We start from the raw sequence: 15,336 nt of genomic DNA, 5'->3' as shown, positions 1-15,336 counted from the left end.
TTCTCCACAGAACGTTCACATCGTCCGCCACGGTCACCCACAGGGTGTGCTTAGAGTCTGGTCCATGGGGATCAGGCGCCGGGTGTTGGTGGTCGAGGACGAGCAGACCATCGCGGAGTCCATAGCGGCACGTTTGCGGGCCGAGGGGTTCGATGTGGACCTCGCCCACGATGGTCCCCTGGGGGTGGCCGTCGCGGCGCGGACGAAGCCGGATCTGGTGGTGCTCGACATCATGCTGCCCGGGTTCGACGGGCTGGAAGTGTGCCGACGCATCCAGGCCGAGCGCCCGGTGCCTGTCCTCATGCTCACCGCCCGCGACGACGAGACCGACCTGCTGGTCGGGCTGGCGGTCGGGGCCGACGACTACATGACCAAGCCGTTCTCCATCCGGGAGCTGGCCGCGCGCGTGCACGCCCTGCTGCGGCGGGTCGACCGGCAGGCCGAGCCGGAGGAGAACGCGGCGATCGTCGTCGGCGACCTGGAGGTCGACCCGGTGGAGCGGCGGGTGCGCCGGGCGGGTGTGGAGGCGCACCTGACGCCCATCGAGTTCGAGCTGATCGCCCACCTGGCCGCCCGGCCGCGGGCCGTGCACCCCAGGGAGCGGCTGCTGGCCGAGATCTGGGGCTGGGGCGACGCGGCGGGTACCCGGACGGTCGACAGCCACATCAAGGCCTTGCGCCGCAAGCTGGGCGCCGACCTGATCCGCACCGTGCACGGTGTCGGCTACGCCTTGGAGATCCCGAGATGACCCTCCGCGAGCGCGGCGCGGCGCTGCTGGAACTGCTGCCCCGGCCGCTGGACCCGGTGCGGTCCATCAAGGTCAAGCTGGGAATCCTGCTCATCGCCTCGGGCGCGGTGGCGCTGTCCTACTTCTGGTACATGATCGGCTGGCTGCCCACCGTCACCTCGATCACCGCCATCACCGGCGCGCTGGTCACCTCGCAGATCCTCGCCCACGGCATGACCCGGCCGCTGCGGGAGATGACCGCCGCGGCCCGCGCCATGGCGCAGGGCGACTACTCGCGGCGGGTCCGGGTCACCGCCCGCGACGAGGTCGGCGAGCTGGGGCGCGCGTTCAACCAGATGAGCTCCGACCTGGAGGCCGCCGACCGGCAGCGCCGCGAGCTCATCGCCAACGTCTCCCACGAGCTGCGCACCCCGATCGCCGCGCTCCAGGCGGTCCTGGAGAACGTGGTCGACGGGGTCAGCACCGCCGACCCCGACACCATGCGCACGGCTCTCACCCAGGCCGAGCGGCTCGGCAGGCTGGTCGCCGAGCTGCTGGACCTCTCCCGCATCGACGCGGGCGTGCACACCCTGACCAGGGAGACCGTCGAGATCGCCCCGCTGCTCGCGGAGGTCGTCGCCGAAGCCGAGGTCAACGCCGCCGCGGCGAGCCGGAACGTGCGGTTCGTGACGTCGGTCGAGCCCGCGGCGGCCGCGGTGACCGCCGACCGGGAACGGCTGCACCAAGTCCTGGTGAACCTCCTCGACAACGCCGTGCGCCACGGCCCCGCCGACGGTGAGGTGCGTGTGCTCGCGGTCGCCACCACCCGCGGCCTGACGCTGGAGGTCCGGGACCAGGGGCCGGGGATCGCCCAGCCGGAGCGGGACCTGGTGTTCCGCCGCTTCACCCGGGGAGAACGCGCGACCGGCGGCGGCACCGGCCTCGGCCTGGCGATCGCCCGCTGGGTCGTGGAACTGCACGGCGGCACCATCGGCGTCGTCGACCCGGCCCCCACCATGCGCGGCGGCTGCCGCATCCGGATCACCCTGCCCGCTTAGACCCCCACTTCATTCGACCGGGACGAGGCCGTCCCGGTGGTTCGCCCTGCCCACTTGGAGAAGCCATGACCGAATCGACGCCCGAGTCCGACCGACCGGACCCCGCCGCGGACACCGTGGACGCCTCGACCGTCGAGGGGGAAAGCGACGCCGCCGCGGTGGACACCGCGGAAACGGACTCCGCCGACTCCGACGACGACCTCGACGACGACGCGGAGGACGCGGACGTCGAGGCGCGGGTCAGGCCCGTGGTAATGACGCCGATGCCACCGATGCCACCGATGCCACCGCTGGGACGCTTGCCCCAGCCCCAGCCGTCGTTCTTCGACGAGTTCTGGCCGGTCAAGACTCCTGCGGCACCCCGCAGGGCGCTGCTCGTCGTGGTGCTTGCGGCCGTGTTCGCCGCCTCGGTGATCAGTCTGGACCGGCCGGGGGTCGGCTGGTTCATCGGCGGCGCGGGGATGGCGGTCGCCATGGTCGTGCTCGCCAACGAGGCGCGGGGACGGTTGCGGCTGCCGTGGCTGCTCGCCGCGGTCGCCCTCATGGCCGTGGGCGCGGTCCGGGCCGCGGACTGGCTGTTCGTGCTCTGCGTGCTGACGGCGTGCGTGACCGGGTCGCTGGCGGTGGCGGGCGGCAAGTCGGTGCGCGCCCTGGCTTTCGGCGCGGCCGCGGTGTCCGCGGCGGCGCTGCGGGCGGTGCCGTGGGCAGGAGCAGGCCTGCGCGCCCTGGGTCGCGCCGGTGAGTCGACGCCCCGGATCCTGCGGTCGATAGTCATCGCGCTCGTCCTGCTCGTGGTGTTCGGGACGCTGCTGGGCAGCGCCGACGAGGCCTTCGCCGGGCTGCTCGACGGCGTCACCCCGGACCTGGACGCCGACGGGCTCGCACAGTGGGTGTACCTGTTCGTCCTTTTCGGCCTCGCCACCCTGGGCGCGGCGTTCCTGCTGGCCAACCCCCCGAAGATCGACGCGATGCGGGCGGCGGCCCGCAGGCGGGTGAAGCTCGTCGAGTGGACGCTGCCGGTCGGGATGCTGGTGGTGCTGTTCGGCGCGTTCGTCGCCGTGCAGCTGACCGTGCTGTTCGGCGGCAGCGAGTACGTCCTGACCACCGCGGACCTCACCTACGCCGACTACGCGCGGTCGGGTTTCTGGCAGTTGCTCGCGGTCACCCTGCTCACCCTCGTGGTCCTGGGCGTGGCCGCTCGGGTCGCGCCGACCGACACGGCCGCGCAACGCCAGTGGCTGCGGGTCCTGCTCGGCGCGCTGGCCGGGTTGACGCTGGTCATCGTCATCTCGGCGCTGAGCAGGCTCTGGACCTACCAGGAGACCTACGGGTTCACCGTGTTGCGCCTGCTGGTCGGCTTCTGCGAGATCTGGCTCGGGCTGGTGTACGTGATGGTGCTGGTCGCGGGCTTCCGGCTGCGGGCCGACTGGGTGCCGCGCGCTGTGCTCGGTACCGCGGTGGCGCTGCTGGTGGGGCTCGCTGTGCTCAACCCGGACCGGTTCATCGCCGAGCGCAACCTGGCGCGGTACGCCGAGACCGGCAAGATCGACGAGCACTACCTGTCGGGACTCTCCGCGGACGCCGTGCCCGTGCTGGTCAAGCTGCCCGAGCCGATGCGGCCGTGCGCCCTCGCGCGGCACATCGCCGACCTGTCCGTCCACCGCGACGCGCCGCTGGAGTGGAACCTCGGCCGGACCCAGGCCCGCGCGGCGCTGGCCGGGATCAACCCGGTCGTGTGCGATTGGGGCACCTACCGGTGGTGATCACCCGCTAGCCTGGGGGAAGTGGCCGATACCGGCGAAAGGGACCCGCGATGTCCGAGGAAATCCCGTTCTCGCAGGAACTTCGACTCGCGACCAGAGAAGGTCACGACCGCGCGCAGGAGTCGGCGTACATCGTCGCCCTGCTCGCGGGCGACCTGAGCCAGGAGGGCTACTCGGCCCTCGCCGTGCAGCACTACTTCATCTACGACGCCCTCGAATCGGCGGCGACGGCGATGCGCGAGGACCCGGTGGCGGGCCCGTTCGTGATCGACGCATTGCGCCGGATGCCCGGCCTGGTCGACGACCTGGAGGCGCTGCTGGGACCGGACTGGCACGCCCGGATCCGGCCGACCGCCGCCACCGCCGAGTACGTCGACCGGGTGGCGGCGGTGTCCGGCGAGTCCGCGCGGTTCGTCGCCCACCAGTACACGCGGTACCTGGGCGACATCGCGGGCGGGCAGGTCATCCGCAACCGGCTGCGCGCGCAGCACGGGATCCGGGCCCGCTTCTACGATTTCGACGAACTCGGCCCGGCCCCGGTGTTCCGCGACAAGTACCGCGCCCTGCTGGACTCCGCGCCATGGTCGGCGGCCGAGCGGGCCGACCTGATCAGCGAGGCCCAGGTCGCGTTCGAGCTGAACACGGCGGTGTTCGAGGAGCTCGCGGAGGACCTGGACCGGTACCTGGTCGCCTGACCCCGGCGATCACGCCAGACCGAACGGGTGTTCTAATTTGACCGTTCCACCTGGCGACGTAAGAGGGAGTCGATGGTGTCCACCGAGACCACCGAGACCGAAGCTGTGCCCGAGTCCTCCGATTCCGTTGTGTCCGAAGCCTCGGAGGCGTCAGAGGTCATCGCGCCTGAGCCCGCCGCGGCTCCCGCGCAGGCACCGGCGGCCAAGAAGCCCAAGGCCCCGCGGGTGGCGAGCACCGCGAAGAAGACTCGGACCGTGGAGCTGACCCTCACGGTCACCGGCACCGCCGAGGGCGAGTGGCAGGCCGAGCTCACCCAGGGCGGCAAGCGGATGATGCAGGGCGTCACCGTCCCCGCCACCGCCGTGTCGCGGGCGGCAGCCGAGCTGCACGAAGACATCTCCAAGGCGATCGAGACGGTCCTGGACGCTGCCCGCGAGCAGCACCGGGCCCGGATGGAGGAGCTGGAGGCGGAGCTTTCGAAGGTGAAGGCCGCGCTGGCGGAGTTGCAGGAAGGCTGATCGCGAGAACGCTGAATGGGCCCGAACCTTCGCTGGTTCGGGCCCATTTTCGTCTCTCACACCGGCCGATCATTCTCCCTTCGTCCAGGCGGTGGTGGTCGGGACAGTGCGTCCTAGGCCGACCCGCCATCTCAACCACACTCCCCGTTCCTCCGGTCTCCATCCGATATCTTGATAGATATATCCAGCTAGCCCATCTCTGGAAGCGGGAAATGCAGGCGGCCCGCCACCGCCGCGACCGCGGCTTCTACAGTTGTCGTGACGAAAGTGCGATGCGGAGCGGCGGGACATGACTGCGATTCAGGACGAAACGGTCGACGAGGCCGAGGGCGTCGATGCCGAGGACGGCTACGACCCCGAGACCGCCGACGTCCCCGGCGTCGACCCCGAACGGCTACGGGCCTGCCTCGACGTCCTGGCCGAGGTCGACCAGCTCCCCACCGAACACCCCGACGCCGTGGCCGTGCGCCGGGCTACCGCGCGCATCTTCAAGTCCGTCCGGCTCCGCCGACGCGCCGCCAAGCGGGCCGCGGTCACCGAGGCCGACAAGGCCGTCACCGAGGCCACCGCGACCGGTTCACCCGCCCGCATCGACGACGAGACCCAGGGCATCCCGCTGGTCTCCAACACCGTCGGCGCCAGCGCGGGGACCCTGCTGCGCGCCCGCTCCTGCTACACCTGCAAGCAGCGCTACCACGTCGTCGACGCGTTCTACCACCAGCTCTGCCCGCCCTGCGCCGAGCTGAACCGGGGGCGCCGGGACGCGCGGACCGACCTGACCGGGCGCCGGGCGCTGCTGACCGGTGGGCGGGCGAAGATCGGCATGTACATCGCCCTGCGCCTGCTGCGCGACGGCGCGCACACGACCATCACCACCCGCTTCCCGCACGACGCCGTGCGGCGGTTCGCCGGGATGCCCGACAGCGCGGACTGGCTGCACCGGCTGCGCGTCGTCGGCATCGACCTTCGTGACCCGGCGCAGGTCGTGGCGCTGGCCGACACCGTCGCCGCGCAGGGGCCGCTCGACATCCTGATCAACAACGCCGCCCAGACCGTTCGGCGCTCGACCGGGTCGTACTCGCTGCTCGCCGAGGCCGAGTCCGCTCCCCTGCCATCGGGCCCGCTGCCCGAGATGCTGAGCCTGGGCCGCACCGGCGACGCGCACCCGGCGGCGCTCGCGGGGGCCATCGAGCCGCACACCAACGACCTGCACCCGGTGACCGCGCTCGCGCTGACCGCGGGTTCGGCGTCGCCGGAGCGGATCGCGGACAACACCGCCATCGACGCCGGCGGGCTGGTGCCCGACCTGCACCCGGTGAACAGCTGGACCCAGCGGGTGCACGAGGTCGACGCGATGGAGCTGCTGGAAGTGCAGCTGTGCAACCAGACCGCGCCGTTCATCCTGATCAGCAGGCTCCGCTCCGCGATGGCCGCGGCGACCGCGCGACGCAAGTACGTGGTCAACGTGTCCGCGATGGAGGGCCAGTTCAGCCGGGCCTACAAGGGGCCCGGGCACCCGCACACGAACATGGCCAAGGCCGCGCTGAACATGCTGACGCGCACCAGCGCCCAGGAGATGCTCACCGACGGCATCCTGATGACCGCCGTCGACACCGGCTGGATCACCGACGAACGCCCGCATCCGACCAAGATGCGGCTGGCCGAAGAGGGCTTCCACGCCCCGCTGGACCTCGTCGACGGCGCCGCGCGGGTCTACGATCCGATTGTGCGCGGTGAACTAGGCGAAGACATCTACGGCTGCTTTTTGAAGGATTACGAACCCGCGGCCTGGTAGGCGCCCGCAACCTCCGGCGACTCCGCACGTCTGTCTGTTCACGACAGAGAGAACGGGTGGGGATCACGATGAACGGCACCACAGCACGAAGACTGACCGGCCTGCTGGCGGTCGCCGCCTTCACCGCGGTCGGCTGCACCAGTGTCCAGACCAGCGACGCGCAGGGCCGGGCCACCACGACGCCGCCCACCGAGACGGTCACGGTCACCGCGACCGACGCCGCCAAACCGGACAGCGGCGGCGCGAACACCAGCACCCGCGGGACGCCCCCGCGCACGACGACCCGGCACACGACCACGACCACTTCCAAGCCGCCGACCGGCCCGGTGATTGTGAGCTTCACCGTGGTGCGGAAGCCCTCGTGCCCCATCAACGGCACCCCCGACGCGCCCTTCAGCAAGCCGGGCGTGCCGGTCATCATCGCCTGGAAGATCACCGGCGCGGACGGCGCGGCGATCGCGGTCGACAACCCGACCCTCTACGGCGCCTACGGCAAGGACTACCCGGCGAGCGGGCAGCTGGAGCTCTCGTTCCCGTGCTCGGGCACGACCGGGCAGACCACGCACAAGTACACCGTGTGGCCCAAGGACGCGAAGACCGTGTCCAAGACCCTGACCGTCAGCGCGCAGAACAACCCCTGAGTTACTTCGGCAGCTTGACCACGGTCACGAAGAACTCGTCGATCTTGCGGATGACCTCGATGAACCGGTCGAAGTCGACGGGCTTGGCGACGTAGGCGTTGGCGTGGAGCTCGTAGCTGCGCAGGATGTCCTCCTCGGCCTCCGAAGTCGTCAGCACGACGACCGGGATCCTCCGCAGGATCGCGTCGGACTTGATCTCGGCGAGCACCTGGCGGCCGTCGAAGCGCGGGAGGTTCAGGTCGAGCAGGATCAGGTCCGGGCGCGGCGCCTCGGCGTAGTCGCCCTCGCGGCGCAGGAACTGCAGCGCCTGCTCGCCGTCGCGCACCACGTGCAGCGAGTTGTGGATCTTGAAGTGTTCGAACGCCTCGCGGGTCATGAGGATGTCGCCGTCGTCATCCTCGACCAGCAGGACCTCGATCACGTTCAACAGCGTCGGGTCACTCACTTGCTTCCTCGCTTTTCTCGTGGGGATCGTGCACGGGGAGGGCGAACCGGACGGTCGTGCCTAGAGCGCCCAGATCGCCCGAGTCGACCTCCGTGTCGATCCAGATCCGGCCACCGTGATATTCGATGATCTTGCGGCACATCGCCAGGCCGATCCCGGTGCCCTCGTAGGCCTCCTTGCCGTGCAGCCGCTGGAAGATCACGAACACCCGCTCGGCATACTCGGGCGCGATGCCGATCCCGTTGTCGCTGACCGAGAACTCCCAGTCCCCGTCTTTGCGTTCGGCGTCGATCCGCACCCGCGGCGGGTCCTCGCCGCGGAACTTCACCGCGTTGCCGATCAGGTTCTGGAACACCCCGGCGAGCAGCGCCCGCTCCCCCACGACGGTCGGCAGCGGGCCGATCTCGATCTTGGCCTCGGACTCCTCGATCAGCTCGGCCAGGTTTGCCTTGGCCTGGTCGACCAGGTCGGCGCACTCCATCTCGACCTGCGGGGTCGGGTGCCGCCCGACCCGGCTGAACGCGAGTAGGTCGTTGATCAGCACCTGCATCCGCTTGGCGCCGTCGACGGCGAACCCGATGTACTGGTCGGCCCGCTCGTCGAGCTGCCCCTTGTAGCGGCGTTCGAGCAGCTGGCAGAAGCTGGCGACCTTGCGCAGCGGCTCCTGCAGGTCGTGGGAGGCGACGTAGGCGAACTGCTCCAGCTCCGCGTTGGAGCGGGCCAGGTCCTCGGTGCGCACGTCGAGTTCGGCGTTGACCTCGCGCTGCGCGGCCAGGTCGGTGACGATCCGCCTGCGCATCTGGTCGACGTCGCCGGAGAGCTCGATGACCTCCTTCGGCCCGCCGGTGACCCGCACCTCGTGCTGGAAGTCGCCGTCGGCGACCCGCCGCACAGCGGCGGCCAGCCTGCCGATGGGCCCGACGACGGCCTGCCGCATGGCGAGCGTGGCGGCGAGGAACACCAGCAGCAGGGTGATCGCGATGGCCAGGCAGACCAACACGACGTAGTCCGAGGCCTCGCCCAGCGCTTCCCGGCCTTCGGCCCGCGCGGTGTCGAGCCGCAGGCCCAGCTCGCCGAGGGCGCCGCGCACCGGGGCGAACCGCTCGGCGCCGCCGACGAGGGAGCCTTCCTTGCCGGTGGTCTCGTACTGGCGGATGTTCGGCTCGGCATACTCGGTCCGCCACCGCTCGGTCTCCCGGGTGACGGTGTCGAGGGTCGCGGCGATCTCCGGCAGGCCGTCGAGCAGCGGCCGCAGCCGTTGCGTCGCGTCGCGCTGGACTTGCGCGGCCTCGGTGTAGGAGTCGAGGAAAGCCCGCTCACCGGTGACCGTGTAGCCGCCCGCCCCCGCCCGCTGGTCCTGCGCGGCCGCCTCGATCCGCTGGGCCTGGTGGATGGCGGGGTCGATCTTGTCCACCAGGTGCTCGCGGGCGTCGCTCAAATTCATGATCGCCAACGCGACCGCGACGACCGCGCCGGTGAGGACGGCGACCAACAGGGTGATCGCCACGGTCAGCCAGCGGCGCAGCGCCCACTGGGAGGTGGACCAACGGGGGGCGAGAGTGTCGGTCATCGTCACCTCACCCGGGTGATCAGCAGGGTGGCGACGTCGTCGACAAGGTCGCCGTCGTTGAGCACGCACACGTCGCGCACCAGGTCGTCGAGCACGGTGCGCTGCCAGCCCGGCCCGGCGGTGGCCGCGGCGCACACCATCTGGACGAGCCGGTCGGCGCCCAGCCGCTCGGCGGAATCGTCGACCCGGCCTTCGATGAGCCCGTCGGTGTACATCAGCACCGACCAATCGTCGCCTAGGTCGACGGTCGCGGGCGCCCAGTTCGCGCCAGGCAGCACGCCGAGCGGCACCCCGACGGGGGCGCTGAGCAGGGTGGACTTGTTGTCCGCCCACAGCACCGGCGGCGGGTGGCCCGCCAGGTGGAGTCGGGCGGTGCGCCGGTCGGGGGCCACCGAGAGCATGGAGGCGGTGGCGAACAGGCCGTCGAGGTGGCGTTCGTGCACCAGGACGCGCTGCATGGTGTCGAGTACCTCGGGGACGGGCCGCCCGGCGATCACCATGGCACGCCACGCCACGCGCAGGCACACGCCCAGCGCGGCCTCGTCGGGACCGTGGCCGCACACGTCGCCGACGATGGCGTGCACGGTGCCGTCGTCGGCCTCGACGACGTCGTAGAAGTCGCCGCCGAGCAGCATCCGCTCCCGACCGGCGGCGTAGCGGCTCTGCACGTGCAGCCGGTCGTCGTTGAGCACCGGCGTGGGCAGCAGCCCGCGTTCGAGGCGGCCTTTCTCCATCGCGAACAGCCGCTCGTCGCGCAACTGTCGATGGACTTCCTCGCTGCGGGCGCGCTCGACCGCGTAGCGCAGCACCCGGGCCAGCAGGTCGCCGTCGACCTGCCCTTTGACCAGGTAGTCCTGGGCGCCCGCGGCCACCGCCGCCACACCCTGGCCCGCGTCGGACAGCCCGGTGAGGACGACCAGCGCGATCTGGTCGTCCGCCTCTTTGAGCTCACGCACCGCCTGCAGCCCACTGGCGTCGGGCAGCCCGAGGTCGAGCAGGACACATTCCTGCCCGGCCAGCAACGGCTTCGCGTCGGTGAGCGACTGTGCCCGGGTCAGCCGGACCGGCGCGTCGACCTCGGCCAGCAACTCTTCCACCAGCATCGCGTCGCCCGCGTCGTCCTCCACCAGAAGGACCCGCATGAGCTGCCGCGATGCCTGTCTATCTGCAACCAAGTCGACTCCATGACGTGCGGCATCTCCGGCAGGTGATGTTAGCCGGACCCGCCGACCCTGCCGGATGAGCGCCGCATCGTGGGCAGGCCCACCGGGGCGGCGCGGGCGCGGGTGGGTCATAGTGGAGCCGTGAGCGAGGGTTGGCTGCCGGTCCGCGGCCTGGAGGCCGTGTTCGCGGCGGGCCGGGCGCTGCTTCCGTCGGTGCCGACCACCCCCGCGGGCGTACTGGAAACAGCCGTCCGAGTCGCGGCCCAACGCCTGCGCGGCAAGCGGGTCACCGTCCGCACCGCGGATCATGTCGTCCCCATGACGGTCCTGGATTTGGCCTGTTCAGGCGACACATTTCGGCTGGCCCAGGGCCGCATCGACCAGGCGCGCTTCGAGGCGAAGGACTTGGGCTGGCCGCCGCTGGCGCTGGAGCGGCTTGTGGTGACCGCCCGCGACCTGCGCTTCGCGGGACCGTTCTCCACCACCGTCACCGCCGAGTCGGTCCAACTCGACGTGACCGTCACCGCCGAGACCCTGCTGGCTGAGATCGCCGAAACCCGACCAGACCTGACGGTGCGCTTCGGCTCGGTCCTTCTGGTCTCCCGCAAGCCGTGGCCAGGGGAACTGGAGGTGGCCCCGGAGGTCGAGGACGGTGTGGCCCGCCTGCGACCGACAGCACTGTGGCTGGCGGGCAGGAGACTGCGACTCCCGACCCGACTCGCCCCGTTCCACGTTCCCCTGCCCGACCTCCCGCGCGGGCTCACCCTCACCTCGGTGACCACGTCGGAGGATGGCGTACGCCTGCGCGGCGAAGCCCAGGACTGGCGCGACAAGCTGTCGAGCACACCATTGGCCGAGATGGTCGGCTTGCTCGCCACGGCAGCGCAGACTCTGACGATCGGTCGTCAGTCCCCAGATCCCACCGCCTGAAGAGAAACTCAGACGCCGGCCAGCTGGTCCATCGTGTACTGCACCAACTCGATCAGCACTTCCTTGCTCGACTCCCGGTCCCGCACGTCACAGCTCACGATGGGCACCGTCGGATCAAGATCCAATGCCTGCCGGACCTGAGCGTCCGTATGCGGAAAGCCACCCTCGAACCGATTCACCGCCACCACGAACGGAATGTTGCGGTGCTCGAAGAAGTCGATCGACGGGAAACTCGAATCCAGCCGCCGCGTGTCCACCAGAACCACAGCCCCAAGCGCGCCTAGAGCCAGCTCGTCCCACATGAACCAGAACCGGTTCTGCCCAGGCGTCCCGAACAGGTACAGCACCACCCGCGGGCTGATCGTGATGCGGCCGAAGTCCAAGGCGACCGTCGTCGTCTCCTTGCCCTCGATGCCCGCCATGTCGTCGACCCCGACGCCCGCCTCCGTCAGCACCTCCTCGGTGCGCAGTGGCGGGATCTCGCTGACCGAGTTGACCATGGTGGTCTTCCCGACGCCGAATCCGCCCGCGATCACGATCTTGACCGCGGTGGGGATGGCTCCCGTGTCACTCAAGTGTTCAGATCCTCCGAATACCATCGAGCACCGCTTGCAGGAACTTCGTGTCGACGATGTCCGAGGTTTGGAACGGCGCGCCCGCCACCACATCTCCCAGTTCGAGCAGGTCGCTGATCAGAATCTTCGCCACGACGAGGGGGATGTTCAGGTAGGCCGCGATCTCGGCCACCGACAGCGGCCGCTCGCACAGGTCGACGATCTCCTGGTGCTCGGGTGTGAGCTGGGAGAGGTCCGACCGGTTGCGGGAGGCGCGGATCTGGGTGACCAGGTTGAGGTTCGGCGCGCCCGGCCTGGTCCGGCCCCGCGTCATCGCGTAGGGCCGGATCAGCGGGCCCGCCGCCTCGTCGAACCACCAGTCGCGGTCCCCCGCCATCAGGACGGCCGTCGACCCGGCAGCACCGCGGGCTGCCCCACCCTCGGCGCCGACGCCAGATGCGCCCCTACCCGTTTGACCAGCATGTTCATCTCGTAGGCGATCATGCCGACGTCGGCGTCCTCCTCGCCCAGCACCGCGAGGCAGGCGCCCCGGCCCGCGGCGGTCACGAAGAGGAACGCGTGGTCCATCTCCACGATCGTCTGCCGCACCTGGCCACCGCCGAACTGCCTGCCGGTGCCGCGGGCCAGGCTCTGGAACGCCGAGGCCACCGCGGACAGGTGTTCGGAATCGTCCTTGGACAGGTCCTCCGACCGGCCCAGGAGCAAGCCATCCGCGGAGAGCACGACGGAGTGGCGGATTCCGACGACCCTGCGGACCAGGTCGTCCAAAAGCCAGTTGAGCTGGCGGTCCTGGCCGATCTTGTCGTTCACCTGGTGCTGTCCTCCCTCTCTCAATCAGAAGTCTCTTGGCTCGACCGGCGGGTCGGCTCGGCGCGCGTCCCGCGTTCCCCGTTGGAACGCCGACATCGTGTCGCGCACCCGGTCCGGGGAGTACTCGCGCTCCGGCGGGTCCTCGACGGGCGGTTCGTCGCGCAGCTGGGGCGCGAGGTTCTGCTGCCGTTTCCTCCTGGGCAGCGGCGGGCCCGTCTCGTCGTGCCCACCGGCCGGTCCACCGCCCACACGGTTCTCGTTCACCTTCCGCGACTCCCCAACCTCGACGTTGGCTCGGTCGATGTCGGCGCCGTCCAGGGCCGCGGCGAAATCGGTCCCGAGGTCGGTGATCTGCCCGCGGAACCCTTGCCGTGGCACCGTTTCCGATGATTCGTCGTCGTGCATCGGCCAGTGGGCGCCGTCGTCGGCGGCACCCGCCGAATCCGACCACATCCAGTCGATGCTTGTCATCGGCGGTTCGAACGGTGTTCCCGCGGGCTCCGGCGCCCGCGCGTTGCGTTCGACATGCCGGCGGGGCCGCGGGCCGGTCGCACCCGACTCGTCGTCCACCGCCTCGACCACGATGTCCGATGGCAGGAATACCAGCGCCACCGTGCCGCCGTACGGCGATTCGCGAAGTTCGACCCGGATGGACCGGCGGGCCGCGAGCCGGGCCACCACGAACAGCCCAAGGCGCGACTCGCCGCGCAGCGCCATCGCGTCGAACTCGGGCGGGTAGGCGAGCATCTGGTTGGCCTGCTCGCGGTCCTCGGTGGTCATGCCCAGGCCGTGGTCCTCGATCTCCACGACGACCCCGCCGGAGACCTGGCTGGTGTAGACGTCGACCTGGGAGCGCGGCGGCGAGAACGACGCCGCGTTGTCGACCAGCTCGGCGACGAGGTGGATGGTGTCGGCCACGGCGACGCCCTGCAGCGCGACGTCGGGCACCTGCTGGACCCGGACCCGCACGTACTGCTCGGTCTCGGCGACCGCGGCGCGCAGGATGTCGAGCAGCCGCACCGGTCTGCGCCACTGCCGCCCGGGCTGCTCGCCCGCCAGGATGATCAGGTTCTCGGCGTTGCGGCGGGCGCGGGTGGCCAGGTGATCGAGCTGGAACAGCGCGTCGAGGTGTTCGGGGTTCTCCTCTTCGCGCTCGATCTTGTCGAGGATCTTGAGCTGGCGGTGCACCAGGCCCTGGTGGCGGTGGGCGATGCCGAGGAAGACCCGGTTGACGCCTTCGCGGGCCTGGCTCTCCTTCACCGCCGCGGCGATCGCGGTGTACTGCGCGGCGTTGAACGCGTCCGCCACCTGGCCGATCTCGTCGGTGCCGTAGTCCAGCGGCGGCACCTCGGCGCCGACGTCGACCCGGGCGCCCTGGCGCAGCCGGTCGACGATGTCGGGCAGCCGTTCGTGGGCCAGCCGCAGCGAGTCGTTCTTGAGCCCTTCGAGCCGGGTGACCAGCGCCTTGTCCACCAGCCTGCGGGCGATCCAGGTGGCCACCGCCATGCCGGCGATCACCGTCAGCAGGGCGATGAGACTGCCGATGAGTCCGGTGGCGAACCGCTTGTCCGCCCGCTCGATGACCACCCCGACCGCGCCCGCGACCTGCTGGGTGGACAGCTTGATCAAGTCCTCGGCGCCCGCGGCGGTGACGGTCGACCACTCCTGCGCGGAGACGGGCATCGGCGGCGGCGGGTTGCGCCGGTCGTTGGTCTCCTCGCGGGGGCCCGCGGTGATGAGGGCGTTCTCCGCGGCGACGAGCCGCTGCCACATCGGGGACGCGGCAAGCCGCTCGTAGGCGGTCTTCAGCGGCTCGACGCCGAGCGCGGCCTGGGTGAGCAGGGTGGTGCGGTAGGACCCGATCAGGGTCACGAAGGCGATGTGCTGTTCCGGGGTGAACCCACCCGCCGCGATCGCCACCTCGCCGAGCGAGCCCGCCCGGGACATCCGGTCGCCGACCCGGATGGTGTCGATCATCGTCAGCGTCGACTCGACCATGCCCGCGTCGGGCAGCGCCCTGGCCTGCGTCTCGAACACGGCGAGGCCCGCGTCGACCAGGCCGTTGTAGTACTCGAAGACCTGGGTGCGGTCCGCGCCGCCGCGCTCGACCTCGGTGCGCCGCTGCGGCAGGGCGCTGACCGCCTCGATGAAGCTCCGCAGCCGCGCGTCGATCTCCGGGGTGGTGCTGCCGGGCATCTGGTCGAGAGCGGTGGTGAAGTCGCGCAGGGCCAGGTCGGTCGTCTGCTGCTGGGTCGCGAGGGCGGGCAGGTCCGGCGTGCCCGCGTTCAGCGCGGCGATCGTGGCCTGGCGTTCACGCTGCAGCGCGGCGAGCGTGTTCACCGCCGGGATGGACCCGCCTTTGACCGCGGCGGCGGTGTCGCGGATGAAGATGCCGTCGAAGACGGTGTAGGTGGAGAACACCGCCCACATGGCCAACAGGATCAGCGCGGGAACGAGGACGACACCGGTGAGGCGGGACCGGATGGACGTGCTCTTGGCCTGCGCACCGCTCTTCCGCTTCACAGCTCTCCACAACGTCGGGCCGACGGCGTGATCGACGCCGGTGGTGCCTGCGCGAAGCGCCGCCCGACCTGATCACTCAGGTTCGCGACGCCCCCGCCTGGCTGGGGCCGAGTCGCTCCAGG

General features: G+C 70.7%; 15 protein-coding genes. 8 read left to right on the top strand and 7 right to left on the bottom strand.

Going from position 1 to position 15,336, the window contains the following annotated elements:
• Window positions 1–64: 64 nt before the first annotated feature.
• From ACUZ2Y_RS02740 to ACUZ2Y_RS02710, 7 genes are all read left to right on the top strand, one after another.
• A complete protein-coding gene (locus ACUZ2Y_RS02740) occupies window positions 65–748 on the top strand; it encodes a response regulator transcription factor (protein ID WP_476326538.1) in 684 nt (227 codons plus the stop codon).
• Window positions 745–1,785, top strand: coding sequence for a HAMP domain-containing sensor histidine kinase (locus ACUZ2Y_RS02735; protein WP_476326536.1), 1,041 nt, complete (start codon window positions 745–747; stop codon window positions 1,783–1,785). Before ACUZ2Y_RS02740 ends, ACUZ2Y_RS02735 begins: the two co-directional genes overlap by 4 nt.
• A 65-nt stretch (window positions 1,786–1,850) precedes the next feature.
• Window positions 1,851–3,548, top strand: coding sequence for a DUF4153 domain-containing protein (locus tag ACUZ2Y_RS02730; RefSeq protein WP_476326534.1), 1,698 nt, complete (start codon window positions 1,851–1,853; stop codon window positions 3,546–3,548).
• 50 nt (window positions 3,549–3,598) lie between these two features.
• The gene (locus ACUZ2Y_RS02725) at window positions 3,599–4,243 is read left to right on the top strand and encodes a biliverdin-producing heme oxygenase (protein WP_476326532.1); all 645 of its coding nucleotides are present in this window, start codon (window positions 3,599–3,601) and stop codon (window positions 4,241–4,243) included.
• Window positions 4,244–4,315: 72 nt separating this feature from the next.
• Entirely contained in the window at window positions 4,316–4,762 is a 447-nt protein-coding gene (locus ACUZ2Y_RS02720) for a DUF6319 family protein (protein ID WP_476326530.1), read from the top strand.
• 289 nt (window positions 4,763–5,051) lie between these two features.
• Window positions 5,052–6,557: an SDR family NAD(P)-dependent oxidoreductase gene (locus tag ACUZ2Y_RS02715; RefSeq protein WP_476326529.1), complete on the top strand. Its 1,506-nt coding sequence runs from the start codon at window positions 5,052–5,054 to the stop codon at window positions 6,555–6,557.
• 68 nt (window positions 6,558–6,625) lie between these two features.
• Entirely contained in the window at window positions 6,626–7,198 is a 573-nt protein-coding gene (locus ACUZ2Y_RS02710; RefSeq protein ID WP_476326527.1) for a hypothetical protein, read from the top strand.
• 1 nt (window position 7,199) lies between these two features.
• On the opposite strand, the gene ACUZ2Y_RS02705 is transcribed toward ACUZ2Y_RS02710, so the two are convergent.
• Genes ACUZ2Y_RS02705 through ACUZ2Y_RS02695 form a run of 3 tightly spaced genes read right to left on the bottom strand, consistent with a single transcriptional unit; the run spans window position 7,200 to window position 10,355 of the window.
• Window positions 7,200–7,643, bottom strand: a complete 444-nt coding sequence (locus ACUZ2Y_RS02705; RefSeq protein WP_476326525.1) for a response regulator — start codon at window positions 7,641–7,643, stop codon at window positions 7,200–7,202.
• The gene (locus tag ACUZ2Y_RS02700; RefSeq protein ID WP_476326523.1) at window positions 7,636–9,213 is read right to left on the bottom strand and encodes a sensor histidine kinase; all 1,578 of its coding nucleotides are present in this window, start codon (window positions 9,211–9,213) and stop codon (window positions 7,636–7,638) included. Before ACUZ2Y_RS02700 ends, ACUZ2Y_RS02705 begins: the two co-directional genes overlap by 8 nt.
• Window positions 9,214–9,215: 2 nt before the next feature.
• Complete coding sequence (locus ACUZ2Y_RS02695) at window positions 9,216–10,355, bottom strand: PP2C family protein-serine/threonine phosphatase (RefSeq protein WP_476326522.1); 1,140 nt, start codon at window positions 10,353–10,355, stop codon at window positions 9,216–9,218.
• Between the two features lie 162 nt (window positions 10,356–10,517).
• Between ACUZ2Y_RS02695 and ACUZ2Y_RS02690 the strand changes: the two genes are divergently transcribed.
• A complete protein-coding gene (locus ACUZ2Y_RS02690) occupies window positions 10,518–11,306 on the top strand; it encodes an LmeA family phospholipid-binding protein (RefSeq protein ID WP_476326520.1) in 789 nt (262 codons plus the stop codon).
• 8 nt (window positions 11,307–11,314) lie between these two features.
• On the opposite strand, the gene ACUZ2Y_RS02685 is transcribed toward ACUZ2Y_RS02690, so the two are convergent.
• The 4 genes from ACUZ2Y_RS02685 to ACUZ2Y_RS02670 are packed head-to-tail and all read right to left on the bottom strand — an operon-like array spanning window position 11,315 to window position 15,214.
• Complete coding sequence (locus ACUZ2Y_RS02685) at window positions 11,315–11,905, bottom strand: GTP-binding protein (RefSeq protein ID WP_476326518.1); 591 nt, start codon at window positions 11,903–11,905, stop codon at window positions 11,315–11,317.
• Window positions 11,886–12,257 carry a DUF742 domain-containing protein gene (locus tag ACUZ2Y_RS02680; protein WP_091370049.1) on the bottom strand — a complete coding sequence of 124 codons (372 nt, stop codon included), beginning with the start codon at window positions 12,255–12,257 and terminating at the stop codon, window positions 11,886–11,888. Before ACUZ2Y_RS02680 ends, ACUZ2Y_RS02685 begins: the two co-directional genes overlap by 20 nt.
• On the bottom strand, window positions 12,257–12,691 hold the full coding sequence (locus ACUZ2Y_RS02675) for a roadblock/LC7 domain-containing protein (RefSeq protein WP_476326515.1): 435 nt from the start codon (window positions 12,689–12,691) through the stop codon (window positions 12,257–12,259). Before ACUZ2Y_RS02675 ends, ACUZ2Y_RS02680 begins: the two co-directional genes overlap by 1 nt.
• Window positions 12,692–12,715: 24 nt before the next feature.
• Window positions 12,716–15,214, bottom strand: a complete 2,499-nt coding sequence (locus ACUZ2Y_RS02670) for a sensor histidine kinase (protein ID WP_476326514.1) — start codon at window positions 15,212–15,214, stop codon at window positions 12,716–12,718.
• Window positions 15,215–15,336: the final 122 nt, after the last annotated feature.

Source organism: Actinokineospora sp. UV203 (assembly GCF_056323665.1).
Note: the sequence above shows the minus strand (reverse complement) of the source record. Positions and strands in the feature narration are given on the sequence as shown.